This window comes from Dyella sp. CR10 (assembly GCF_055814425.1).
In genome coordinates this window covers 525,836-547,566 of the sequence record NZ_CP185986.1, presented here as the reverse complement: position 1 = coordinate 547,566, position 21,731 = coordinate 525,836, and the positions used below count along the sequence as shown (strand labels likewise).

Here is a 21,731-nt window from a genome sequence, read left to right as displayed (position 1 = left end):
ATCGTTAAGTTGTAAGGGCTATATACGCCCGGCACAAGCGCAACGAAGCGATCTTGACCGAAATCGCAACGGCGCAGCGCCTCTGCGGCCGCTACCGACCGAAGCTCACCGTCATTCCTGCGCGTTGATCACCGCCAGGAAATCGCGCCCATAGCGCTTGAGTTTCGCCTCACCGACGCCGCTGATCGACGCCATCTCCTCCTCATCGGAAGGCAGCGCGCGCAGCATCGCGAGCAAAGTCGCATCATGGAAGATCACGTAGGCGGGCACGCCGTGCTGCTTGGCCAGCTTCGAGCGCAACGCGCGCAACGCATCCCACATCGGCTGCTCGTAGGCTTCGATCCCCAGGCTCCCGCCGGTCACCAGCTGGCTGTCGCGGCGATGTCGCGAACGACGCTCCGGGCGCGTATCTTCGCGCAGGCGTACCTGTCGATTTCCCACCAGGACATCGCGGCTGGCGCGGGTGAGGCGCAACGTACCGAAACCGTCGGCGTCGGCCTCGAGCAGGCCGGCCGCCAGCAGCTGCCGGAAGATCGAGCGCCATTGCTTTTCGTCCATGTCGGCGCCGATGCCGAAAGTGCTGAGCCGATCGTGCCCTAGCTGCCCCATGCGCTCGCCATCGATGCCGCGCAGGATGTCGATCACGTGTCCCGAGCCGAAGCGCTGTCCGCTGCGATATACCGCCGACAGCGCCTTCTGCGCCGGCACGGTGGCATCCCAGGTCTTGGGCGGCTCGAGGCAGTTGTCGCAATGGCCACAGGGGCCGTGATATGTCTCGCCGAACGCGGCAAGCAGGCGCTCGCGCCGGCATTCCGTCGCCTCGGCATAAGCGAGCAGCGATTCGAGCTTCTGCCGCTCGACACGCTTGCGCTCATCCGCCGACTCGGACTGCGCGATCATCTGGCTCATGGTGACCACGTCGGACAGCCCGTAAATCATCCAGGCTTCGGCCGGCAGGCCGTCGCGTCCGGCGCGTCCGGTCTCCTGGTAATAGCCTTCCATGCTGCGCGGCAGATCCAGATGCGCCACGAAGCGCACATCCGGCTTGTCGATACCCATGCCGAACGCTACCGTCGCCACCATTACGACGCCATCCTCGCGCAGGAAGCGCTGCTGGTTGCCGGCGCGCGTGGCCGCGTCCAGGCCCGCGTGGTAAGGCAGTGCCTCCACGCCCGCCTCGGCCAGCCACGCGGCGGTCTCGTCCACCTTGCGGCGGCTGAGGCAGTACACGATGCCGGCTTCACCGCGATGCCCTTCGAGAAAATCGGTCAGCTGCCGGCGCGCGTTGTGCCGCAAACCCACGCGATAACCGATGTTGGGCCGGTCGAAGCTGGACACGAACTGCCGCGCGTCCTGCAAGGCCAGGCGCTCCACGATCTCGTCGCGCGTGCGCGGGTCGGCCGTCGCCGTGAGCGCGATGCGCGGTACGTGGGGAAAGCGCTGGTGCAATACCGCGAGTTCGCGATACTCCGGGCGGAAGTCGTGCCCCCATTGCGATACGCAATGCGCCTCGTCGATGGCGAACAGCGCGACTTCCGTGCGCTCGAGCAGGCTCAGGAAGCGCGCCGTCAACAGACGTTCCGGCGCAACGTAGAGCAGATTCAGCTCGCCGGCGAGCAGCTGGCGTTCCACCTCGCGCTGCTCCTCCGCGCCCAGGCTGGAATTGAGATAGGCCGCCGCCACGCCGGCCTCGCGCAGCGCGTCCACCTGATCCTGCATCAACGCGATCAGCGGCGATACCACGATGCCGGTGCCTTGCCGCAGCAGCGCCGGGATCTGATAGCACAGCGATTTGCCGCCGCCGGTAGGCATCAGCACCAGAGCGTCGCCGCCTTCGGCCACCTGTTCGACGATGGCTTGCTGCTGACCGCGGAAGCTGGTGTAGCCGAAAACGCTATGAAGGATGTCGAGGGGCGTGGGAGGCATCAGGGGAATGCTAACAAATGCGGCTTGCGCGTCCCGGCGTTTAGCGCCGCGCCGATGGGTCGGAAACTTCAGCCATGCTTGTAGGCGAAGCACCGGCGCCCGAAAAGATCAATCGCCCGGCATGCCCCACAGCATGCGATCGATGTCCGCATCCAGACCGAAGCGCGACAGCGGCACCCGCCCGTTCTTCACTTCCACCCCTTCTGCGCGCAGCCGGCGCGACTGCTCGCGGAAGCCGCGGCTGCCCGGCGGAAAGGCGATCTGGCCACTGGAGCGCAGCACGCGGAACCACGGCAGGGTCATGCCATCGGGCACCTCGCCCAGGACGCGACCGACCAGCCGGGCGCGTCCCGGCAGGCCCGCCCGGGCGGCGATCGCGCCGTAGCTGGCGACGCGTCCTGGCGGAATGGCGGCGATGGCGGCAAAGATGCGGGCGTGGGCTTCGTTCATGGCGTATCGGAAAGGAAACGGCCGGAAGCACTGCCATCGGACATAGCAGTAAGTCTTACGGCGCGGCGTCATAAAGTCGTGGCAGAGTAGCCCAACCCGTTCTTCCGCCGGGAGCCGCATCATGCGCCACTTCGAAGCCGTGCGTTCCCAGATCGGCAGCCGGCATGAGCTGCGCCATAACGACCCCTACCTGATCAGTTTCGACCTGCCGCTGCCGCGCGGACGGCACCAGGGCATCTACCTGGCGGAACTGGAGGACGAAGCGGGGCGGCGCTTCCTGCGCATCTCCACGCCGATCGGTCCCCTGGCCGGCTCGGACGCCCGCCGCTGCCTGCGTTTCAATTGGGAGCAGCGCGTCGGCTTCCTGGCTGTCGCCGACCTGGACGGCTCGCCCTTCCTGCACCTGTGCGAGAACCGCCCCTACGAACTGCTGTCCGCCGAGGAACTGGTCAGGGTGATCGAGGAGCTTGGCACCCTGGGCGACCAGCTCGAGCAAGTCGTCGCCGACGGCGGCGACGACTTCTGACGAAGAAGGATCAGGACAGCAGCTGCGCCAGCCGCACCGCGCCGTAAGCCAGCAGGGCCGTGATCGGCAGGGTCAGGATCCATGCCCACACCATGCGCTCCACGACGGACCAACGGATGGCATTCCAGCGCTTGGCCGCGCCTACGCCCATGATCGAAGCCGATACGTTGTGCGTGGTGGACACCGGCACGCCCAGCGCCGAGGCGGTGAGGATCACCGCAGCCGAGCTGCCCTCCGCGGCGAAACCGTTGATCGGATGCAGCTTCACCATCTTGTGGCCGAGCGTCTTGATGATGCGCCAGCCGCCGCCGGCGGTACCGCCGGCCATGGTCAGCGCGCACACCACCGCCACCCACGCCGGTACGTCGAAACCGCCGGTGGCCGAGCCGTGGATACGCAGAAAGCCCAGCCACGACGGCAGACTGTCGAACTGACCGGCGGCAGTGGCGCCGGCCAGCGCCAGCGCGATGATGCCCATGCTCTTCTGCGCGTCGTTCATGCCATGGGCCAGGCCCATCGCGCTGGCCGAGAAGATCTGCGCCTTGCCGAAGAAGCTGTTGACGAATGGCGTGCGGCCGAACCGGCGCAAAAAGCCCTGGCGATTGGAGAACCAGCTGAGCAGCGCATAGAGCGCGCCCATCAGCAGGAAGCCCATCACGAAGCCGAGCAGCGGCGACACCACCATCGGTACCACCACCTTGGGAATCACGCCCTTGCCCTGCCACCAGTGCTCGCCGCCCTGCGACCAGATGATGGCGCCGAAATTGTCGCCCGAGGCCGCGATCGCCGCGCCCACCAGCGCACCGACCAGGGCATGGCTGGAGCTGGACGGCAGGCCCCACCACCAGGTGAGCAGGTTCCACGCCGTGGCCGCGGCGAGCGCGCAGATCAGCAGTTGCGAGCCGGCGGCGACCACGTTGGTATCCAGCAGCCCTGCGGCGATGGTCTTGGCCACTGCCGTGCCCCACAACGCGCCGATCAGGTTGGTGACGGCCGCCAGCAGCACCGCCTGGCCGGGCGTGAGCACCTTGGTCGCCACCACCGTGGCGATGGAGTTGGCGGTGTCGTGGAAGCCGTTGATGTAAGTGAAGACGAGTGCGATCAGCACCACCGCGAGAACGAGGCTCATCGCGGCGGCCTCAGGAGTTCTTGAGCACGATGGAATAGACGATGTTGCCGACGTCGCGGCACTTGTCGATGGCTTTCTCGATCAGCTCGAACAGATCCTTGGCCAGCATCGCGCGCATCGCATCGTTGCCTTCCACGTACAGCGTGCGATATGGCGACAGCAGCATGCGGTCGCCCTCGGATTCGAGCGTCTGCAGGCGATCCTGCAGCTTCTTGACCGGATCGATGCGCAGGCCGCGGCGCAGCTCGCCGATCATCTCCGAGACCACGCCGCTGGCTTGCTCCAGCACCTGGGCGCGCTGGGCGAAATCCACTTCGGCGACGCGCGGCGCGACGATCTCGTAGCGCTCGGCGAACTTCTCCACCGTCTTGGGGATCTTGTACAGCGCCGAATTGAGCGCCTCGATGTCCTCGCGGTCGAGCGCGGTCACGAAGGTATTCACCAGTTCTTCGCTGATCTGCGCGGCCAGCGCTTTTTCGCGCGCCCGCGCCGAGGCGAACGCCGCCATCACGGGGGCGCGGTCGGTGTGGGTCACCAGTTCGTGCAGGGCTCGGGCGCTTTCCCGGGCAGCCTCCGCGCTTTGTTCGAGCAGGCCATAGAACTTGTCGCCTTTGCCGAAGATCGTCTGCAGTGAAAACATGCGGGAAGTGCCTGGAAGTAAAGGGAACGGAAGGAAGTGACCGATATGTTACAGGACACCCCTGCGGCGCCGCACCAAGCGGACGCTGCCGGCCCTGCCCCGGCAGGCCTTACACTGGGCGACATGCCCCGACCCGCCGCCCCCCGATGCTGACCGAGATCGCGACCGTTTTCGTGCTCGCGCTGGCCAATGGCTTCTTCGCCCTCTCGGAAATGGCGCTGGTCGCCTCCCGCAAGAGCCGCCTCAAGCAGATGGCCCGGACCAGCCGCCGCGCCCGTGTGGCGCTGCGCCATGCCGAAGCTCCGGAACACTTCCTGTCTACCGTACAGGTGGGCATGACCCTGGTGATCCTGATCACCGGTGCCATGGCCGGCGATGCCCTGGGCGATCACATCGCCGAGGCCCTGCACGGCGGCCGCGCTGCCTGGCTGGAGCCATATGCCAAGGTGATCGGCCTGGTGCTCGGCTTCGCGCTGATCTCCTTCATCCAGATCGTGATCGGCGAACTGGTGCCCAAGCGGCTGGCCTTGTCCGCGCCAGAGAAGGTCTCCGGCCTCGTGGCCATGCCGATGCTGGTGCTCTCGCGCATCGCCGCGCCATTCGTGTGGCTGCTCAATTTTTCCAGCACCCAACTGTTGCGTGTGCTGCGCGTGGCCCAGCGCAGCAGCGACGCGGTGACCGAAGAAGAGATCCGCCTACTGGTCGCCGAGAGCGCCGAGCAGGGCGTGCTGGACGCGGACGAGCACAACATGGTCAACCGCGTCCTGCGCCTGGGCGACCGCACGGTGGATAGCGTGATGACCCCGCGCACGCGGATCGCCTGGCTGGATGTCGCCGCCACGCCCGAGGAAAACGACGAAGTCCTGCGCGACACGCCCTATTCCCGCTATCCCGTCTATCGCGGCGACGAAAGCGATGTGGTGGGCGTGGTCGAAGTGAAGCACCTGCTGCGCAATTTTCGCCACGGCTCGCCAGACCTGTTTGGCCGCATGGCCAAGCCATTATTCGTGCCCGCCACGGCGCGTGCGCTGGACCTCCTGGAAGAATTCCGCGACGCGGAAAGCCAGCTCGCCCTTGTCGTGGACGAATACGGCGACATCGAAGGGCTGGTCACGCTCAACGACCTGCTCTCGGCGGTGGTCGGCGCCAGTCAGCGCGGCTCGCAAGGCGGCGAGGAAACCGCGCCGATCGTGCCGCGCGAGGACGGCAGCTGGCTGGTCGACGGATCCATCTCCACCGACGATCTGCGCGAACTGCTGCACGTGGACCATCTGCCCGGCGAGCAGGAACACGAGTACCGCACCGCGGCCGGCATGGTGATGGCCGTGCTCGGGCACATCCCGCAGACGGGCGAAGTCTTCGCATGGCAGGGCATCCGCTTCGAAGTGGTCGACCTCGACGGCGCGCGCATCGATAAGCTGCTCATCACCCCTGCGCGGCGCGACGAGCCGGCCGACGACGAACAATAGTCCGGCTTACTGATCGTCCTTGTCGCCGGCCAGACGCGCCATGCGCTGCGCGTCGGCGAAGATGCCGTGCAGGATGCGCAGCTCCCGCTCGTCCATCTGCGCACGCTGGAACAGCTTGCGCAGCCTGAGCATGATCGTGGTCGGCGCGCGTCCCTTATGGAAATCGATGTCGTCCAGGGTCTGCGCGAGATGTTCGTAGAAGCGCTCCATCCGCGCCGCATCCGCCGGCGGTTCGGCATCGTCTCGCACGGGTGCTGCGGGCACTTCGCCGCCCAGCAGGGCCACGCGCAATTCGTACGCCATTACTTGCACGGCCTGCGAGAGATTCAGCGAGCTGAAATCATCCACGCTGGGGATCCGCACCATCGCATGGCAGCGTGCCAGTTCCTCGTTCTCCAGCCCGGTGCGCTCGTTGCCGAACACCAGCGCCACCTGTTCGCCGCGCGAGGCGGCAGCCAGCACGCGCGCGGCCGCTTCGCGCGGCGACAGTTCTTCCAGATCCACTCCGCGCCGGCGCGCCGACAGACCCAGCGCCAGGCTGCAGCCGGCCAGCCCGTCGATCAGCGCTTCGTGCACGCCCGCCTCCGCCAGCACGTCGTCGGCGCCGGCTGCCAGCGCCGAAGCCTCCGCGTGAGGGAAGCGGTGAGGTGCCACCAGGGTCATCCGATGGAAGCCCATGGTCCGCATCGCGCGCGCCGAACTGCCGATGTTGCCCGGATGCGAGGTCCGCACCAGGACGAAGCGGATGAAGCTGGCCAGATCGGTCGACGGCATGACGGGGAGAGGGGTGACCAAAGGGGGCGCAAGGATACCGGGAACGGCGGCCGCTAGCCGGAAGGCCCGCCGAATGCCCCTTCCCCGCATGGCGGCGGGGCCGCTTCCCTGTTCCCCGTTCCCTGCCCCTGCTAGACTACGCGGCCGCAACCCGTTCTTTCGAAAGCCGAAGCCATGCCAAGACCCGCCGTCAACGTCGCGGTGCGCGCCGCTCGCGCCGCTGGAAACGTGATCCTGCGCTACATGAACCGCATCGACGGGCTCAATGTCGTCGAGAAGCAGCGCATGGACTTCGCGTCCGAAGTCGACCGCCTGGCCGAAGCCGAGATCGTCAAGGAACTGCGCCGCGCCTACCCCACTCACGCGATCCTCGCCGAAGAAAGCGGCGCGATCGGCAAGGGTCCGCTGCAGTGGGTGATCGATCCGCTGGACGGCACGCACAACTACCTGCGCGGCATTCCGCACTTCTCCGTCTCGATCGCCATGCTGGAAAAGGGCGAGCCGGTCTACGGCGTGGTGTTCGATCCGCTGCGCGGCGAGCTGTTCACCGCCAGCAAGGGCGACGGCGCCTACCTCAACGACCGGCGCATCCGCGTCAGCAAGCGCGAGAATCTCGGCGGCGCGATGCTCGCCACGGGTTTTCCCTACCGTCAGCGCCAGCACCTCGAACCGCAGCTCAACATGACCCGCGCCCTGCTCGGCCAGGCCGAGGATATCCGCCGCTCCGGCTCGGCCGCACTGGACCTGGCCTACGTGGCGGCCGGCCGCTACGACGGCTATTTCGAGATCGGCCTGAAGCCGTGGGATATGGCTGCCGGCGTGCTGCTGGTGCGTGAGGCCGGCGGCCGCTACTGCGACTTCGCCGGCCGCGACGGCATCCCCGCCAGCGGCAACATCATCGCCGGCAACCTGCACGTGGCGCAGGCCATGGTGGATGCGATCGGCGCGCAGGCCACGCCGGCGTTGCTCAAAGCCTGAGCCGCACCGCTTGCGGGCCAGAAAAAGGCGCCTCACGGCGCCTTTTTCGTATCCCTCATCTCACGATGCGGAGGGTTCGCCCGCGTCGCGCAGAAGCCCGCGCAGGAACGGCACCGTGATGCGTCGCCGGGCGGCGAGCGAGGCCTTGTCCAGTTGCTCCAGCAGATCGAGCAGCGCACCGAGGTCGCGTGCGTAGCGGGTAAACAGCCAATCCAGCACGGCGGCGTCCAATTCGATGCCGCGGCCGCCCGCCTCCTTCTTCAGCACCGCGCGCCGTTCCTCGTCGTCCAGTGGCCGCAACACGGCCTGCTGGCAGGCGCCAAGACGCGACCGCAGATCCGGCAGCCCCAGCCCCAGTTGCTGCGGGATCGCCTCGGCGGCGAACAGCATGGCCAGCCCGTCGGCCTTGGCCTGGTTGTAGACATCGAACAGCGCATGCTCGGCTTCGCGATCGCCGGCAATCGCGCCCAGATCGTCCAGAGCCAGCAACTCGCTTCCAGCGACGCCGCGGATCGCCGTCGCACGCTGGCCGATGCTGGCGAGCGGCAGGTACTGCACCGTACGCCCGGTCTCGCTGGCCGCCTGGCAGGCGGCCATCAGCAGATGACTCTTACCGCTGCCGGCAGGCCCGCTCAGATACAGCCACGGCGCCTGCGGTACGGCGGCGAGCTCCCGCACTGCCGCGACGGTGACATCGTTGGAACCAGCGTAAAAATGCTCGAAACGCTGGCGGCGCGGCCAGCGCAGCGCCAGGGGAAGTTGGGGAATCATGGGTGCTACTTGTCGTCCTGGTCCGCCGCGCGGTCCACTTTCACGTCTACTTCGACGGATTCGCCGCCCGCCTGCGCGGCGATATCCATCTCCGCGATCACCGGGTCCTGGCGCCCTTCTTCCGTATACAGTCCGCTATGCCGGTATCGCTGGCTGAGATAGCGCAGCACCACCAGGATCACCGAAGCCGCCGGCAAGGCCAGCAGGATGCCGAGGAAACCGAACAGATAACCGCCGGCCAGCACCGCGAAGATCACCGCCACCGGGTGCAGGCCGATCTTCTCGCCGACCAGGCGGGGCACCAGCACATAGCCTTCCAGCAGCTGGCCCACGGTGAACACGCCGACCACCATCAGCAGATGGCTCCAGTCGCCATACTGCACCAGCACCGCGATCACCGCCGAGCCGAAGCCCACGATGAAGCCCAGGTAGGGAACGAAGCTCAGCAGTCCCGCGACCATGCCGATCAGCGGCCCCACCGAGAGACCGACGATGGACAGGCCCGCGCCATAGAAGATGCCCAGCGCCAGCATCACCAGCAGCTGGCCGCGCACGAAGGCGCCGAGCACCAGATCCGATTCGCGTGCCAGGTGCGCGACCGTCGGTTCGATCGAGCGCGGCAGCATGTTGTCGATCCACGCCACCAGGCGGTCCCAATCGCGCAGCAGGTAAAACGCCACCACCGGAATCAGCACCAGATTGGTCAGCCACGCGATCACACCCACGCCCGAACGGGTGAGCTTGCCGAGCAAGGCCGAGGCAACGCCGCCGATCGAACCCAGGTGATCCTTGATCTCGCTGATCAGGCGATCGGTATCGAAGGCGCTCGGGTCCAGCCGCAGCTTGGTCTGCAGCCAGGGCAGCGCGGTGTTGCGCACCCAGTCCACGTAGTGCGGCAGGCTCTGCACGAGGTTGTCCACCTGACGCGAAATCAGCGGAATCAGCAACAGCAGCGCGCCGACCGCGACCAGCGCCAGCACGATGAACACCACGGTCACCGCCAGCGTCCGCCCCAGCCCCAGCCGCTCCAGCCGGTCGGCCAGCGGGTCGCCCATGTAGGCCATCATGGCCGCGACCGCGAACGGCATCAGCACCGGCGCCAGCAGCCAGAACAGGTAGAGGAGGACTGCGGTGATCGCCAGCATCTGCCAGCGGTGGGAGGTCTCTTGGGTCATTCGTCGCGGCTCGTCGAGGGGGCGAGGCGGCTTGCCGGGCGGCATGGCCTGCGCGCAAGTGTGACTGATGCGGGCGGCGCTGTCAGCGCGAGGCGCGGCTTCCGCCCAGCGCAAGCCGGGCGCGCAACGACCAGCGCAGCACATAGTCCGAGCCGCTGGTCACGCACAGCGCTGCCACCAGCCAGGCCAGCGGCGCCACCGGCGCCGGCAGCCAGGCCGCAGCGGCCGCCAGTACCGCCAGCACGTAGAGGATCTGCATCAGCGTGCAGGCCTTGGACAGCAGACTGGGTTCGGGCTGGATCCGCCCGATCAGCAGCCGCCAGGCCAGCGCACCGGCCGCGATGACGGCGTCACGTCCGCACACCAGCACGGCCAGCCACCAGGGCAACTGTCCCTCCCAGGCCAGCAGCAGAAAGCAGGTGACCAGCAGCCACTTGTCCGCCGCGGCATCGAGCACACCGCCAAGGCGGCTCCGCCAGCCATAGCGCCGGGCCAGGAAGCCGTCCAGTCCATCGGTGAAACCCGCCACGGCGCTCAAGCCCAGAGCCAGGCGCGGCTCGCGCGCCAGGATGGCCCAGGCGATCGGCAGGACCAGCAGCATGCGCAGGACCGTGATGGCGTTCGGCAGATGGCGCCAGGGCGAAAGCGGCCGGTCAGGCATCGCCCCGCTCCCGGCCGGCCAGGCCTCAGTGGACCCAGCGGAGGCTGGCGTCGGCGCCAGGATGAGCGTCGGCCTCCAGCAGACGGCCGCCCGCGGTCAGGTTGCCGGCCATCGCATTGAGCGGCAGCCCGGTCTTGATGGCGAACAGCATGCCGTCGCCCTGCGCACTCAGCGTGACCACCTGTCGCACCATCGGGTCGGCGCGCAGGGTGGCCAGCAGATTGGCGTAATCCATCGCCGAGGCGATACCGCTGACCCACAGTTTCCCATCGATATTGCCGGAGCCGATCACATTGAGCTGCTTGCCCAGGCGGTCGGACAGTGCATTGCCGGCATCGGTCAGAGTCTGCTGGCTCACCGCGCCGGTGCTGGCCCACTTCTGCTGCGGGCCGCCCGAGACCAGGTTCCAGTCGGCGCCATCGGCGCGCAGCTGACCCAGCAGGACCAGGCCGGTCTTGTACTGGCGCGCAAGGCTGAAGATCTGCTCAGGCTCGGCGGTGGCCACGGACGGGCCTTCTCCCGTCTTGGCCGGATCGGCGAGAACCACGTTGTAGCCGCGCTGGGCCACGGCCTGGGACAGCGGCGCAAGCGCCTCCTTGTCCAGCACGCTGCCGTTCGCGTCACGCACCAGCAGCAGCACTGGCGGCTTGCCGGATGTGCTGGCCACGCCCATCTGGCCGATCGCACGCTGCACCGCGCCCTGGTCGAAGCTCACCTGCAGCGCCAGCCCCCCGCCCGGGGCGCGCTGGTACTGATACTGCTGCACGATGCCCGGCGCTGCCTTGAGCGCATCGTCGTAACCCGGCTTGCCGCGAAGGTCCTGGCCGCCGGCGGTGCGCGCCAGCACCTGGCTGAGCGCCACCCCGAAGGCCTCGTCGCGCTTGGCTTCGCTGGTATCGGCGATCGGCACCACTACGGTGTAGGGCGATATCTGGCCTTGGGCATGCGCAACGGGGACGTGCGCGACGGGAACCAGCAAGGCCAGCAGGAGGCCGACGAACAGCAGTCGTGACAGGCGCATAAGCTCGAAGAGGCGGCGGGAAAACGCCCCGAAGTCTGCCCAATCCGCCCCCCAGCGTCTATCATTGGGCGTTTCTCCACGCCGGTTCCTGCCATGTCCGACGCTCTCACTTACCGCGCCGCCGGTGTCGATATCGACGCGGGCAATGCCGTGGTCGAACGCATCAAGCCCCTGGTCAAGCGCACTTTCCGTCCGGAAGTGATGGGCGGCCTGGGCGGTTTCGGCGGCCTGTTCGACCTGTCCGGTCGCTACAAGGAACCGGTGCTGGTCTCCGGCACGGACGGTGTGGGCACCAAGCTCAAGCTCGCCCAGCAGTTGGGCCGCCACGACAGCATCGGCATCGACCTGGTCGGCATGTGCGTCAACGACGTGCTGGTACAGGGTGCCGAGCCGCTGTTCTTCCTCGACTATTTCGCCACCGGCAAGCTGGATGTGGACACCACGGTCGCCGTGGTCGGCGGCATCGCCAAAGGCTGCGAGCTGGCCGGCTGCGCGCTGATCGGCGGCGAAACCGCCGAGATGCCGGACATGTATCCGCCGGGCGAGTACGACCTGGCCGGCTTCACCGTCGGCGCGGTCGAGAAGTCGGCACTGATGACCGGCGAGGCCATCGTGGCCGGCGACGTGATTCTGGGCGTAGCCTCCTCCGGCCCGCATTCCAACGGCTACTCGCTGATCCGCAAGATCGTCGAGCGCGCCGGCAGCCCCATGGACCTCGATCTCGGCGGCGTGACGCTGGCCGATGCCCTGATGGCACCCACTACCATCTACGTCAAGCCGATGCTGGAGCTGCTGCGCTCCGCACCGGTCCATGGCATGGCCCACATCACGGGCGGCGGCCTGAAGGAAAACATCATCCGCGTGGTGCCCGACGCGCTGGGTCTGGCCATCGACGCCTCCGCCATCGTGCTGCCGCCGGTGTTCGACTGGCTGATGCGCGAAGGCAAGGTGGCGCGCGAAGAAATGTGGCGCACGTTCAACTGCGGCATCGGCTTCACCGTGATTCTGCCGCCCGATGGCGTGGCCGGCGCCTCGGCATTGCTTGCCAGGCATGGCCTTGCCAGCGCGGTGATCGGCAAGGTCGTCGCGGCCAAGGGCGACGAACGCGTGCACATCGGCTGAGCCGGCGCCACCCTTTTTCTTCGTTTTCCATTGCCGCGCCGGCTCCGACCGCGCGGCCCGAACGCCCGGCCCGAGCATGTCCTCTCCTCTTCGCATCGCTGTCCTCGCCTCGGGACGCGGCAGCAACCTGCAAGCCCTGATCGCCGCGCGCGACGCGGGTGCACTGCCGGTCGAGTTCGTCGCCGTGGGCACCGACAAGGCGACCGCCGGGGCGCTCGACCTGGCCCGGGCCGCGGGCATACCGCGCATCGTGCTGAGCCCGAAGGATTACCCCTCACGCCGCGATTTCGACGTCGATCTGTTCGCCCGCCTGCAGGACACCGGCGCGGATCTGCTGGTATTGGCGGGCTTCATGCGCATCCTCGATGGCGAAGCACTCAAGCCCTGGGTCGGCCGGATGATCAATATCCACCCGTCGCTGCTGCCCAAGTACCGCGGCCTGCATACCCACCGGCGTGCCCTGGAGGCCGGCGACCTCGAACATGGCGCCAGCGTGCACTACGTGACGGCAGAGCTCGATGGCGGTCCAGTGATCGCCCAGGCGCGGATCGGCATCGAAGCTGGCGATCACGAAGAACGGCTCGCGCAGCGGCTGCTCGCCTACGAACATCGCCTGCTGCCGGCGGTGGTGCGGATGATCGCCGCGGGCCGGCTGGCTTATGTCGCGCCGGATGGCGTGGCTTTGGATGGCGAACGTCTGTCCGCTCCACTGAAGCTGCTGGGCGACGAGCTGGTTCGCTGAGCACGTCGTACAAGACGCGCCTCGCGCTTCAACGCCGGGCACATCCATGCGCCCTCCCCGCGTTCAGCCAGCGGGCGTAGACTGCCCGGCCATGGCTACCCTCCCCCTCACCCGCAAGTTCTTCGCCGGCCTCGTGCTGGCGGCTTCCGTCACCACGGTATTCGCCGCGACGACGCCCGCGCCGTTCACCGCCACATACCAGGTGCTGCAAGGCGATCAGGTGATCGGCGAGGCCACGATCAGTCTCAAATCCACTATCACCGGATGGGAATACAGCAACCAGACGCGCGGCACTGGTGGCCTCGCCGCTGCGCTGGGGGCCAATTCCAGTGAAACCACGCGCTTCCGCTGGAACCATGGCGCACCGGAAACCGTGGCTTACGACTACCGCATGAACGCGGCGATCAAGAGCAAGCAGCGCACGACGCGAGTGGATTGGGACGCCGGACAGGTGAGCGTCGACGACGGCAAGGGCGCGGAAACGTATCCTGCCGCGCCCGGCCTGGTCGACCGCAACACCGCGCCTTATGCGATCGGTCTGGCGCTGCATGACGGCAAGCAGACGATCACGCTCCCGGTGGCGGTTAAGCGCAATGTGGAGAATCAGCAGTTCAAGGTGGCCGGCAACGATGCCGTGAAGGTGCCAGCGGGCAGCTTCACGGCGCAACGCGTGGAGCGAACCGACAAGGATCAGAGCTTCAGCGCCTGGTACGTGCCGCAGAAATATCCGGTGCCGGTGAAGCTCACCCAGAGCGATGGCGGCAACCTTACCTTGCAGCTGGTCAGCTATAAGGCTGGCCGGTAATCGCAAAAAAAAGAAAAGGCGTGCGACATGCACGCCTTTCGATAAAAAAGACCGGCGCAAGCGCCGGCTTTTTCGTTGCCGCTCAGGACGGCAGGCGCCGGATCCTGGCGCCCAGCACGCCGAGCTTTTCCTCGATGTTCTCGTAGCCGCGATCGATGTGATACACGCGATCCACCGTGGTGTCGCCATCGGCCACCAGGCCGGCCAGCACCAGGCAGGCAGAGGCGCGCAGGTCGGTCGCCATGATCGGCGCGCCGCTCATCTTATCCACGCCCTTGATGATCGCGGTGTTGCCTTCCAGGCGGATATCCGCGCCCAGGCGCTGCAGCTCATGCGCGTGCATGAAGCGGTTCTCGAACACCGTCTCGGTAATCACGCCCACGCCTTCGGCTACGCAGTTGAGCGCGGTGAACTGCGCCTGCATGTCCGTGGGAAACGCGGGATACGGAGCGGTGGTGATGTTGACGGCCTTCGGTCGACGGCCCTGCATGTCCAGCTCGATCCAGTCCGGCCCGGTATTGATGTGCGCGCCGGCTTCTTCGAGCTTGGCCAGCACCGAATCCAGCGTATTGGCGCGCGCGTTGCGGGCGCGCACCTTGCCACCGGTCATCGCCGCGCCGACCAGGAAGGTGCCGGTCTCGATGCGGTCCGGCAGCACTTCGTACTGGGCGCCGTGCAGACGCTCGACACCGTGGATGGTGAGCGTGGACGTGCCAGCGCCCTCGATCTGCGCGCCCATGGCGATCAGGCAATTGGCCAAGTCGACCACTTCGGGTTCTTGTGCCGCGTTCTCGATGATGCTGGTGCCCTGCGCGAGGGCGGCGGCCATCATGATGTTTTCGGTACCGGTGACGGTGACCATGTCCATGGCGATGCGCGCGCCCTTGAGGCGGTCCGCCTTGGCCTTGATGTAACCGTTCTCCACGCTCACGTCGGCGCCCAGCGCCTGCAGGCCACGGATGTGCTGATCCACCGGGCGCGAACCGATCGCGCAGCCGCCTGGCAGCGAGACCTCGGCCTGGCCGAAGCGCGCCACCAGCGGACCCAGCACCAGGATCGAAGCGCGCATGGTGCGCACCAGGTCGTACGGCGCCACATGGCGGTCGGTGGAGCGCGGATCGACGTGCATCTTCATGCGGTCGTCGAGCACCAGCTGGACGCCCATCTGGCCGAGCAGCTCGATGAAGGTGGTGACATCGTGCAGGTGCGGCACATTGCTGATGGTCACCGGCTCGTCGGCCAGCAGGCAGGAGGCGAGGATCGGCAGCACCGCGTTCTTGGCGCCGGAAATGCCGACCTCGCCATGGAGCGGCACGCCGCCGCTGATCAGGATCTTGGCCATTCTTTTCCTTGGGTATTCAGAAACCGGGGCGCCGACGTCAGCGGCGCGCGGCGGCTTCTTCGGGAGTCAGGGTCTTGAGCGCAAGCGCGTGGATCGCGCCGCCCATCAGGTCGCCCAGCGTGGCGTAGACCAGCCGGTGGCGCGCCAGCGGCAGCTTGCCGGCGAACTGCGTCGCCACCACTTGCGCCTCGAAATGCACGCCGTCGTCGCCGGAGACTTGCGCCTGCGCACCAGGCAGGCCTTGTTCGATCATTGCCTGGATAGTGGCAGCGTCCATCAGGGGTCCAGTCGGGAATTCACTTGCCATAGACGGTGCCGGTAGAAGGAACCAAACGGGCTCCATCGGCGCCGACCGTGACGATAAAATGCGAATATGCCATGGTAATGGAAATCCGCTGTCACAGAAACGATGCGCCAGGGCCGGGATGCCCGCCCGCCACGCTTCCGCGGCAGCTAACTCTTGAACGGGAAACCCGAGGAATCCCGTTCGCCGCGCCCGCGGCAGCCAACTCCGAGGACGCATGAACGCCCACGTCGCCCCCCCTGCCAAACCCGCCATGCTCGATGCCGATGCCCTGGTGCGCAGTGCCCGTACGGTGATCGCCACCGAGGCGGCCACGATCCGTGCGCTGGAACCGCGCATCGGCTCCGCCTTCGTGGAAGCGTGCCGGGTGATCCTGGGCTGTGCCGGCCGCGTGGTCGTGACGGGCATGGGCAAGTCCGGCCATGTCGGCCGCAAGATCGCCGCCACGCTGGCTTCCACCGGGACGCCGGCGTTCTTCGTGCATCCGGGCGAGGCCAGCCATGGCGACCTGGGCATGATCCTGCCGCAGGACGTGGTGCTGGCACTCTCCAATTCCGGCGAAACCGACGAGGTGCTGTTCATCCTGCCGGTGCTCAAGCGCCAAGGCATCCCGCTGATCGCCATCACCGGCAACGAGCGCTCTTCTCTTGCTGAACAGGCCAACGTGCACCTGGACGCCAGCATCTCGGCCGAGGCCTGCCCCCTGGGCCTGGCCCCGACCGCCAGCACCACGGCTGCCCTGGTCATGGGCGACGCCCTGGCCATCGCGCTGCTGGAGGCGCGCGGCTTCACGTCCGAGGATTTCGCGCGCTCGCACCCGGCCGGCAGCCTCGGCCGCCGGCTGCTGCTGCACATCAGCGATGTGATGCATACCGGCGAGGGCATCCCGGCCGTCTCGCCGGACGCCACCCTGACCGAGGCATTGATGGAAATGACCCGCAAGCATCTGGGCATGACCGCCGTGGTCGATGCCGACCAGCGCCTGCTCGGCGTGTTCACCGACGGTGACCTTCGCCGTGCCCTGGACGACGAAGGCATAGACCTGCGCGGCGCCACCGTGGCCGAGCTGATGACCCGCGGCCCCAAGACGATCGGCGCCGACAAGCTCGCCATCGAAGCAGCCCAGGTGATGGAAAAACACCAGATTCATGCCCTGCTGGTGGTCGACAAGCGGCAACGGGTGGTTGGCGCCCTGAACATTCACGATCTGCTCCGTGCCCGCGTGGTGTGATGGCGGGCCGTGGGCGGTGGCTTGACGGCTGCCGTCCCACCGCACGACAACCGCTCGCCCCGCCGTGCGTTCTGCCGGCCGTGGCCGGCCATCGCCCGGCCTGATCTCTTACGCAACTAGACCTTTTTCCGTGGCCCACTATCTCGACCACCTGCCTGCCGACCTGCTCGCCCGCGCCGCCAAGATCCGTCTGGCGGTGTTCGACGTGGACGGCACCCTGACCGACGGCCGCCTGTGGTACGGCGAAGATGGCCGCGAAACCAAGGTGTTCCACGTGCACGACGGCCTGGGGCTGAAGCTCCTGCAGACCCACGGCGTCCAGGTCGCGCTCATCACGGCGCGCATCAGTCACCCCGTTGCGCTGCGTGCCGAGGAGCTGAAGATCGCCCACGTCTACCAGGGCCAGAGCGACAAGCTGGCCTGCTTCCTCGAGCTGCTCGAAGCGCTCGGCCTGACTCCCGAGCAGGCGGCCTTCATCGGCGACGATCTGCCTGACCTGCGCCCGATGGGCCAGGCCGGCCTTGCCGTGGCGGTGGCCAACGCCCACCCCTGGGTCGCCGAACGGGCTCACTGGCGCACCAGCAAGGACGGTGGCCTCGGCGCCGCGCGCGAGGTGTGCGACCTGATCCTGCTGGCCCAGGGCCAGGCCGACCCGGAACGGGAGCGCTGGCAGTGAGCCTGCGCGAATATTTCCGCGACCGTCGCCTGACGGTCGCGATCGTCCTGATCGGCGGCGCCGCGGTGCTGAGCCAGCTGCTGCTGTGGTGGCTGGCGCCGGCCGTCAAGACCAACGACTTCGTCGGCCCGCCACGTTCAGGCTATTCGCTGATGGACTTCAAGGGCTACGTCTACGGGGAAGACGGCCGCCCGACCTTTCGCGTCACCGGCCCCCGCCTGGATCGCCGCGAGGGCGACGATTCGCTGTATATCGACTCGCCCAAGTTCGAGATTCCTGCCAAGAAGGACGGTGTTCCCGACTGGCTCGGCGAATCCCGCTACGGCTGGGTGGACAAAAGCGGCACCCTGCTGAAACTGCAAGGCCCGGTCTACATGCACCGCCCGGCCTATGGCGATACCCCGCAAGCCGACCTGCACACCTCCGAGGTCACAGCCTGGCCCAAGGAGAACCGCATGGAGACGGCCGAGCCGGCACAGTTGACCCAAGGCGCCAGTAGAATGAGCGGCGTCGGCATGCGTGCCAATCTCACTGACAATCACCTGGAGCTGCTCGATGACAGCCACGGCTCGTTCCCGCCGCGCAAACGGAAGTCCTGATCTCGCGCGGGGTCTGCCCGTTGCCGGCCTGCTCGTCCTGGCCGCGCTCGCCCTGCTGCCGGCGCTCGCCGTCGCCAAGAAAGACGACCGCAACCAGCCGATGGACTTCACGTCCAAGACCACCAACGCCTACGACGCGCCGAACACGGTCACCACGCTGACCGGCAACGTGAAACTCACCCAGGGCACGCTGCTGATCACCGGCAGCGAAGCCAAGGTGTACCTGGACAAGGACACGCAGATCGCGCGCGTCGTGGTCACCGGCAGCCCGGCGCACATCCAGCAGCTGGATGAGAGCAACAACCTCATGCAGGGCGACGCCGCCACGCTGGACTACGACAACATCAACGGCATCGCCGTACTTACCGGCAACGCCAAGGTGACCCAGCAGGGCCGCGGCGAGTTCCACGGCGACAAGCTCACCTACAACACCGATACCAGCCTGATCACCGGCGAAGCGGGCGGCGACGGCCTGGTCCACGGCACCTTCCTGCCCAAGCCCAAGCCAGCCGCTCCGGCTGCGGCCAAGCCGGCCGAGGGCAAGTAATCGATGCTGTCCGCTGAAGGCCTGCAAAAGCGTTTCCGCGCGCGCCAAGTGGTGCGCGACTTCGCCTTTTCCATCCGCGAAGGCGAAGTGGTCGGCCTGCTCGGCCCCAACGGCGCCGGCAAGACCACCTGCTTCTACATGGTCGTAGGCCTGATCGAGGCCGATGCCGGCACGATCAAGCTCGATAAGTACGACATCACCGGCTTGCCCATGCACGCGCGCGCCAAGCTGGGCATCGGCTACCTGCCGCAGGAACCCTCGGTGTTCCGTCGCCTCACCGTCGCCGACAACATCATGGCCGTGCTGGAGCTGCGCGAAAACCTCGACGCCAAGCAGCGCGCCACCGAACTGGAAAACCTGCTGGACGAGCTGAAGATCGCCCACATCGCCGACCAGCGGGGTATCAGCCTGTCTGGCGGTGAGCGCCGTCGCGTGGAGATCGCCCGCGCGCTGGCCGCCGAACCGCGCTACATGCTGCTGGACGAGCCGTTCGCCGGCGTGGACCCGATTTCCGTGGGCGAGATTCAGCGCATCGTGCGCCATCTCAAGGAACGCGGCATCGGGGTGTTGATCACCGATCACAATGTGCGTGAGACACTGGGCATCTGTGATCGCGCCTATATCCTCAACGATGGCGAGGTGCTCTCCCGCGGCACGCCGGCGCACATCCTGGCGGACGAGAAAGTCCGCGAGGTATATCTCGGCCGCGAGTTCAGGCTGTAGCCGTTTCAGCGGCGGATGCCCGCCACGCGCTCGCCGTCACATTCGGCCATATGACCTACGCGGCCACCAGCGGGAAGCTATGGCCGCTGTTCCCCCTAGGGGTTAGGATGACCCGACGTTCATCCGAACCGCTGGTATGAAGCCCGGACTGCAGTTTCGCCTCAACCAACAGCTCACCCTGACGCCGCAGTTGCAGCAGGCGATCCGCCTCTTGCAGCTCTCGCAGCTGGAGCTGGAGGCTGAGCTGCGCCAGATCGCCGAAAGCAACCCGCTGCTGGAGTTCTCCGAAGACGCGTCCGCCGAGAACGACGCCGAAGGCGAGAGCGCCAGTTTCGAAACTGCCGCCGAAACGTCCAGCGCCAGCAGCGACACAGATGGCGACGACCCCTCCGAATGGAGCGAAGCCGGCGGCGTCGCCGAGGAGCCCATCGATTTTTCCTCCGTCGGCGGCAGTCGTGCCAGCGGCGCATCCGACGACGACGGTTTCGAGCCGCAGAACGCTGCACCCGAGACGCTGCAGGAGCATCTCCTGTGGCAGCTCAACCTCACTCACCTGAGCCTGCGTGAACGCACCATCGCGGCCATCATCATCGATGCGCTCAACGCCGACGGCTACCTCGGCGAAACGCTGGAATCGGTCACCGCGGCCGTGCCGGCGGATCTGAAAGCCGGCGTCGAGGAAGTCGATGCCGTGCGCCGCCAGGTGCAGCGCTTCGACCCCACCGGCGTGGCCAGCCTGGACCTGCGCGACTGCCTGCGCGTACAGCTGGAGCAGTTCGATCCCGACACTCCGCAGCGCGAACTGGCGCTGCGCATCGTCGACGGCGAACTGGAACTGCTCGCACGCAACGACATCGCCCGACTGTCGCGACGCTTGCGCGCAAGTGAAGACGACACCCACGCCGCGGCCGTGCTCATCCGCAGTCTCGATCCGCGCCCCGGCGCGGCGCTCGACGTGACGCCGGTGGAATATGTCGCTCCCGATGTCTACGCCCGCAAGGACGGCGGCCGCTGGCGCGTGAGCCTCAATCCGGATTGCCAGCCCCGCCTGGGCCTCAACCAGCATTACTGCAACCTCATCGCGCAGGCGCGCGGCGAGGATGCCAGCTGGATGCGCGGCCAGTTGCAAGAGGCGCGGTGGCTGATCAAGAGCCTGGAATCGCGTGCCGAAACCCTGCTCAAGGTGGCCGAGGCCATCGTGCGGCGGCAGAGCGCCTTCCTCGACTACGGCCCGGAAGCCATGCACCCGCTGGTGCTGCGCGAGGTCGCCGAGGAAGTGGGCATGCATGAATCGACCATTTCGCGCGTCACCACCCGCAAGTACATCCATACGCCGCGGGGCACCTTCGAACTGAAGCATTTCTTCTCCAGCGGCGTGTCCACCGAGGACGGCGGCAGTGCCTCGGCAACCGCCATCCAGGCCATGCTGCGCAAGCTCATCGACGCGGAGGACCCGCGCAAACCCCTGTCCGACCAGGCCATCGCCGAGGAATTGCACCGCAAGGGCATCCAGGTGGCCCGCCGCACCGTCGCCAAATATAGGGAGGCCATGCGAATCCCCAGCTCCAGCGAGCGCCAGCGCGCCGGTTGACGCAAGTCACCCTGCCGCGCGCTTTTGTGCTGGATACGGGAACTTGGCGGGACGGAAAGCGTCCCCATACCAAGAGATGACAGTGATGTGTCGGCGACCTACCGGCACCGGCGCATCGACCCACGCCGCAGCATGCGGCAGTACCAGAGGAGGCGCACCATGCAAGTCCAGCTCAGCGGCCAGAAGATCGAGATCACCCCGGCCCTTCGCGAACGCGTGAACGGCCACTGTGAACGACTTACCCGCCTCGAAAGCAGACTCCTCGAATTGTCCGTCGTCCTCTCCGTCGACAAGCTCCAGCAACGCTGCGAGGGAACCCTCAAGGTCCCTGGTGCCGTGCCGCTGCACGCGGAGGCTACCGAGTCGGACATGTACGTCTCGATCGACACCATGTTCGACAAGCTGGTCGCTCAGCTACGCAAACACCGCGACAAGGTATGCGACAAGCATCAGCGCGAAGTGCGCGAGGAACGCCAATACGGCTGATCCTCAAGGCCCGCTCCTCCCCGGGGGCGGGCCTTTCCGATTC

General features: G+C 67.1%; 24 protein-coding genes. 13 read left to right on the top strand and 11 right to left on the bottom strand.

Going from position 1 to position 21,731, the window contains the following annotated elements; genetic code table 11:
- Positions 1–111: 111 nt before the first annotated feature.
- Both recQ and ACNR9O_RS02365 read right to left on the bottom strand, forming a co-directional pair.
- Positions 112–1,926 carry a DNA helicase RecQ gene (recQ, locus tag ACNR9O_RS02370; RefSeq protein ID WP_473683265.1) on the bottom strand — a complete coding sequence of 605 codons (1,815 nt, stop codon included), beginning with the start codon at positions 1,924–1,926 and terminating at the stop codon, positions 112–114.
- A 108-nt stretch (positions 1,927–2,034) separates the two neighbouring features.
- Positions 2,035–2,376, bottom strand: a complete 342-nt coding sequence (locus tag ACNR9O_RS02365; protein WP_473683267.1) for an MGMT family protein — start codon at positions 2,374–2,376, stop codon at positions 2,035–2,037.
- A gap of 121 nt (positions 2,377–2,497) precedes the next feature.
- On the opposite strand from ACNR9O_RS02365, the gene ACNR9O_RS02360 reads away from it, so the two are divergent.
- Positions 2,498–2,902 carry a hypothetical protein gene (locus ACNR9O_RS02360; protein ID WP_473683269.1) on the top strand — a complete coding sequence of 135 codons (405 nt, stop codon included), beginning with the start codon at positions 2,498–2,500 and terminating at the stop codon, positions 2,900–2,902.
- 10 nt (positions 2,903–2,912) lie between these two features.
- Here ACNR9O_RS02360 and ACNR9O_RS02355 read toward each other — a convergent pair whose 3' ends face one another.
- Entirely contained in the window at positions 2,913–4,031 is a 1,119-nt protein-coding gene (locus ACNR9O_RS02355) for an anion permease (RefSeq protein ID WP_473683271.1), read from the bottom strand.
- 10 nt (positions 4,032–4,041) lie between these two features.
- Positions 4,042–4,671 (bottom strand): DUF47 domain-containing protein, encoded by a 630-nt coding sequence (locus ACNR9O_RS02350; protein WP_473683273.1) that lies wholly within the window; start codon positions 4,669–4,671, stop codon positions 4,042–4,044.
- 146 nt (positions 4,672–4,817) lie between these two features.
- On the opposite strand from ACNR9O_RS02350, the gene ACNR9O_RS02345 reads away from it, so the two are divergent.
- Positions 4,818–6,140: a hemolysin family protein gene (locus tag ACNR9O_RS02345; RefSeq protein ID WP_473683275.1), complete on the top strand. Its 1,323-nt coding sequence runs from the start codon at positions 4,818–4,820 to the stop codon at positions 6,138–6,140.
- Between the two features lie 6 nt (positions 6,141–6,146).
- Here the strand turns inward: ACNR9O_RS02345 and ACNR9O_RS02340 are convergent, their stop codons facing one another.
- Positions 6,147–6,914: an RNA methyltransferase gene (locus tag ACNR9O_RS02340; RefSeq protein ID WP_473683277.1), complete on the bottom strand. Its 768-nt coding sequence runs from the start codon at positions 6,912–6,914 to the stop codon at positions 6,147–6,149.
- 174 nt (positions 6,915–7,088) lie between these two features.
- Between ACNR9O_RS02340 and ACNR9O_RS02335 the strand changes: the two genes are divergently transcribed.
- Positions 7,089–7,892, top strand: coding sequence for an inositol monophosphatase family protein (locus ACNR9O_RS02335; RefSeq protein ID WP_473683279.1), 804 nt, complete (start codon positions 7,089–7,091; stop codon positions 7,890–7,892).
- A 60-nt stretch (positions 7,893–7,952) separates the two neighbouring features.
- On the opposite strand, the gene hda is transcribed toward ACNR9O_RS02335, so the two are convergent.
- The 4 genes from hda to ACNR9O_RS02315 form a co-directional block, all read right to left on the bottom strand.
- A complete protein-coding gene (gene hda, locus ACNR9O_RS02330) occupies positions 7,953–8,663 on the bottom strand; it encodes a DnaA regulatory inactivator Hda (RefSeq protein WP_473683281.1) in 711 nt (236 codons plus the stop codon).
- Between the two features lie 5 nt (positions 8,664–8,668).
- A complete protein-coding gene (locus tag ACNR9O_RS02325) occupies positions 8,669–9,838 on the bottom strand; it encodes an AI-2E family transporter (protein WP_473683283.1) in 1,170 nt (389 codons plus the stop codon).
- Between the two features lie 82 nt (positions 9,839–9,920).
- On the bottom strand, positions 9,921–10,499 hold the full coding sequence (locus ACNR9O_RS02320) for a CDP-alcohol phosphatidyltransferase family protein (protein ID WP_473683285.1): 579 nt from the start codon (positions 10,497–10,499) through the stop codon (positions 9,921–9,923).
- 25 nt (positions 10,500–10,524) lie between these two features.
- Positions 10,525–11,520 (bottom strand): DUF2066 domain-containing protein, encoded by a 996-nt coding sequence (locus ACNR9O_RS02315; protein WP_473683287.1) that lies wholly within the window; start codon positions 11,518–11,520, stop codon positions 10,525–10,527.
- Positions 11,521–11,613: 93 nt separating this feature from the next.
- Here ACNR9O_RS02315 and purM point away from each other — a divergent pair, with 93 nt between their 5' ends.
- From purM to ACNR9O_RS02300, 3 genes are all read left to right on the top strand, one after another.
- Positions 11,614–12,642 carry a phosphoribosylformylglycinamidine cyclo-ligase gene (gene purM, locus ACNR9O_RS02310; protein WP_473683289.1) on the top strand — a complete coding sequence of 343 codons (1,029 nt, stop codon included), beginning with the start codon at positions 11,614–11,616 and terminating at the stop codon, positions 12,640–12,642.
- A gap of 76 nt (positions 12,643–12,718) precedes the next feature.
- Positions 12,719–13,384 carry a phosphoribosylglycinamide formyltransferase gene (gene purN, locus ACNR9O_RS02305; RefSeq protein ID WP_473683291.1) on the top strand — a complete coding sequence of 222 codons (666 nt, stop codon included), beginning with the start codon at positions 12,719–12,721 and terminating at the stop codon, positions 13,382–13,384.
- Positions 13,385–13,475: 91 nt separating this feature from the next.
- Entirely contained in the window at positions 13,476–14,189 is a 714-nt protein-coding gene (locus ACNR9O_RS02300) for a DUF3108 domain-containing protein (RefSeq protein WP_473683293.1), read from the top strand.
- An 82-nt stretch (positions 14,190–14,271) separates the two neighbouring features.
- On the opposite strand, the gene murA is transcribed toward ACNR9O_RS02300, so the two are convergent.
- Positions 14,272–15,531 (bottom strand): UDP-N-acetylglucosamine 1-carboxyvinyltransferase, encoded by a 1,260-nt coding sequence (gene murA / locus ACNR9O_RS02295; RefSeq protein WP_473683295.1) that lies wholly within the window; start codon positions 15,529–15,531, stop codon positions 14,272–14,274.
- Between the two features lie 37 nt (positions 15,532–15,568).
- Entirely contained in the window at positions 15,569–15,808 is a 240-nt protein-coding gene (locus ACNR9O_RS02290) for a BolA family protein (RefSeq protein WP_473683297.1), read from the bottom strand.
- Between the two features lie 244 nt (positions 15,809–16,052).
- Between ACNR9O_RS02290 and ACNR9O_RS02285 the strand changes: the two genes are divergently transcribed.
- From ACNR9O_RS02285 to hpf, 7 genes are all read left to right on the top strand, one after another.
- A complete protein-coding gene (locus tag ACNR9O_RS02285; RefSeq protein ID WP_473683299.1) occupies positions 16,053–17,066 on the top strand; it encodes a KpsF/GutQ family sugar-phosphate isomerase in 1,014 nt (337 codons plus the stop codon).
- A 130-nt stretch (positions 17,067–17,196) separates the two neighbouring features.
- Entirely contained in the window at positions 17,197–17,742 is a 546-nt protein-coding gene (locus tag ACNR9O_RS02280; RefSeq protein ID WP_473683301.1) for a KdsC family phosphatase, read from the top strand.
- Positions 17,739–18,341 carry an LPS export ABC transporter periplasmic protein LptC gene (gene lptC, locus ACNR9O_RS02275; RefSeq protein WP_473683303.1) on the top strand — a complete coding sequence of 201 codons (603 nt, stop codon included), beginning with the start codon at positions 17,739–17,741 and terminating at the stop codon, positions 18,339–18,341. The genes ACNR9O_RS02280 and lptC overlap by 4 nt, the downstream gene beginning before the upstream one ends.
- Positions 18,298–18,888, top strand: a complete 591-nt coding sequence (lptA, locus tag ACNR9O_RS02270) for a lipopolysaccharide transport periplasmic protein LptA (RefSeq protein WP_473683305.1) — start codon at positions 18,298–18,300, stop codon at positions 18,886–18,888. Before lptC ends, lptA begins: the two co-directional genes overlap by 44 nt.
- A gap of 3 nt (positions 18,889–18,891) precedes the next feature.
- A complete protein-coding gene (gene lptB, locus ACNR9O_RS02265; protein ID WP_473683307.1) occupies positions 18,892–19,611 on the top strand; it encodes an LPS export ABC transporter ATP-binding protein in 720 nt (239 codons plus the stop codon).
- Between the two features lie 136 nt (positions 19,612–19,747).
- On the top strand, positions 19,748–21,202 hold the full coding sequence (locus ACNR9O_RS02260; protein ID WP_473683309.1) for an RNA polymerase factor sigma-54: 1,455 nt from the start codon (positions 19,748–19,750) through the stop codon (positions 21,200–21,202).
- A gap of 159 nt (positions 21,203–21,361) precedes the next feature.
- On the top strand, positions 21,362–21,688 hold the full coding sequence (gene hpf, locus ACNR9O_RS02255) for a ribosome hibernation-promoting factor, HPF/YfiA family (protein WP_473683311.1): 327 nt from the start codon (positions 21,362–21,364) through the stop codon (positions 21,686–21,688).
- The last annotated feature ends 43 nt before the right edge of the window (positions 21,689–21,731 follow it).

Bases quoted from the DNA above. Each gene is read 5' to 3' on its own strand.
- recQ (WP_473683265.1), bottom strand. From the start codon at position 1,926: ATGCCTCCCACGCCCCTCGACATCCTTCATAGCGTTTTCGGCTACACC.
- ACNR9O_RS02365 (WP_473683267.1), bottom strand. From the start codon at position 2,376: ATGAACGAAGCCCACGCCCGCATCTTTGCCGCCATCGCCGCCATTCCG.
- ACNR9O_RS02360 (WP_473683269.1), top strand. From the start codon at position 2,498: ATGCGCCACTTCGAAGCCGTGCGTTCCCAGATCGGCAGCCGGCATGAG.
- ACNR9O_RS02355 (WP_473683271.1), bottom strand. From the start codon at position 4,031: ATGAGCCTCGTTCTCGCGGTGGTGCTGATCGCACTCGTCTTCACTTAC.
- ACNR9O_RS02350 (WP_473683273.1), bottom strand. From the start codon at position 4,671: ATGTTTTCACTGCAGACGATCTTCGGCAAAGGCGACAAGTTCTATGGC.
- ACNR9O_RS02345 (WP_473683275.1), top strand. From the start codon at position 4,818: ATGCTGACCGAGATCGCGACCGTTTTCGTGCTCGCGCTGGCCAATGGC.
- ACNR9O_RS02340 (WP_473683277.1), bottom strand. From the start codon at position 6,914: ATGCCGTCGACCGATCTGGCCAGCTTCATCCGCTTCGTCCTGGTGCGG.
- ACNR9O_RS02335 (WP_473683279.1), top strand. From the start codon at position 7,089: ATGCCAAGACCCGCCGTCAACGTCGCGGTGCGCGCCGCTCGCGCCGCT.
- hda (WP_473683281.1), bottom strand. From the start codon at position 8,663: ATGATTCCCCAACTTCCCCTGGCGCTGCGCTGGCCGCGCCGCCAGCGT.
- ACNR9O_RS02325 (WP_473683283.1), bottom strand. From the start codon at position 9,838: ATGACCCAAGAGACCTCCCACCGCTGGCAGATGCTGGCGATCACCGCA.
- ACNR9O_RS02320 (WP_473683285.1), bottom strand. From the start codon at position 10,499: ATGCCTGACCGGCCGCTTTCGCCCTGGCGCCATCTGCCGAACGCCATC.
- ACNR9O_RS02315 (WP_473683287.1), bottom strand. From the start codon at position 11,520: ATGCGCCTGTCACGACTGCTGTTCGTCGGCCTCCTGCTGGCCTTGCTG.
- purM (WP_473683289.1), top strand. From the start codon at position 11,614: ATGTCCGACGCTCTCACTTACCGCGCCGCCGGTGTCGATATCGACGCG.
- purN (WP_473683291.1), top strand. From the start codon at position 12,719: ATGTCCTCTCCTCTTCGCATCGCTGTCCTCGCCTCGGGACGCGGCAGC.
- ACNR9O_RS02300 (WP_473683293.1), top strand. From the start codon at position 13,476: ATGGCTACCCTCCCCCTCACCCGCAAGTTCTTCGCCGGCCTCGTGCTG.
- murA (WP_473683295.1), bottom strand. From the start codon at position 15,531: ATGGCCAAGATCCTGATCAGCGGCGGCGTGCCGCTCCATGGCGAGGTC.
- ACNR9O_RS02290 (WP_473683297.1), bottom strand. From the start codon at position 15,808: ATGGACGCTGCCACTATCCAGGCAATGATCGAACAAGGCCTGCCTGGT.
- ACNR9O_RS02285 (WP_473683299.1), top strand. From the start codon at position 16,053: ATGAACGCCCACGTCGCCCCCCCTGCCAAACCCGCCATGCTCGATGCC.
- lptA (WP_473683305.1), top strand. From the start codon at position 18,298: ATGACAGCCACGGCTCGTTCCCGCCGCGCAAACGGAAGTCCTGATCTC.
- lptB (WP_473683307.1), top strand. From the start codon at position 18,892: ATGCTGTCCGCTGAAGGCCTGCAAAAGCGTTTCCGCGCGCGCCAAGTG.
- ACNR9O_RS02260 (WP_473683309.1), top strand. From the start codon at position 19,748: ATGAAGCCCGGACTGCAGTTTCGCCTCAACCAACAGCTCACCCTGACG.
- hpf (WP_473683311.1), top strand. From the start codon at position 21,362: ATGCAAGTCCAGCTCAGCGGCCAGAAGATCGAGATCACCCCGGCCCTT.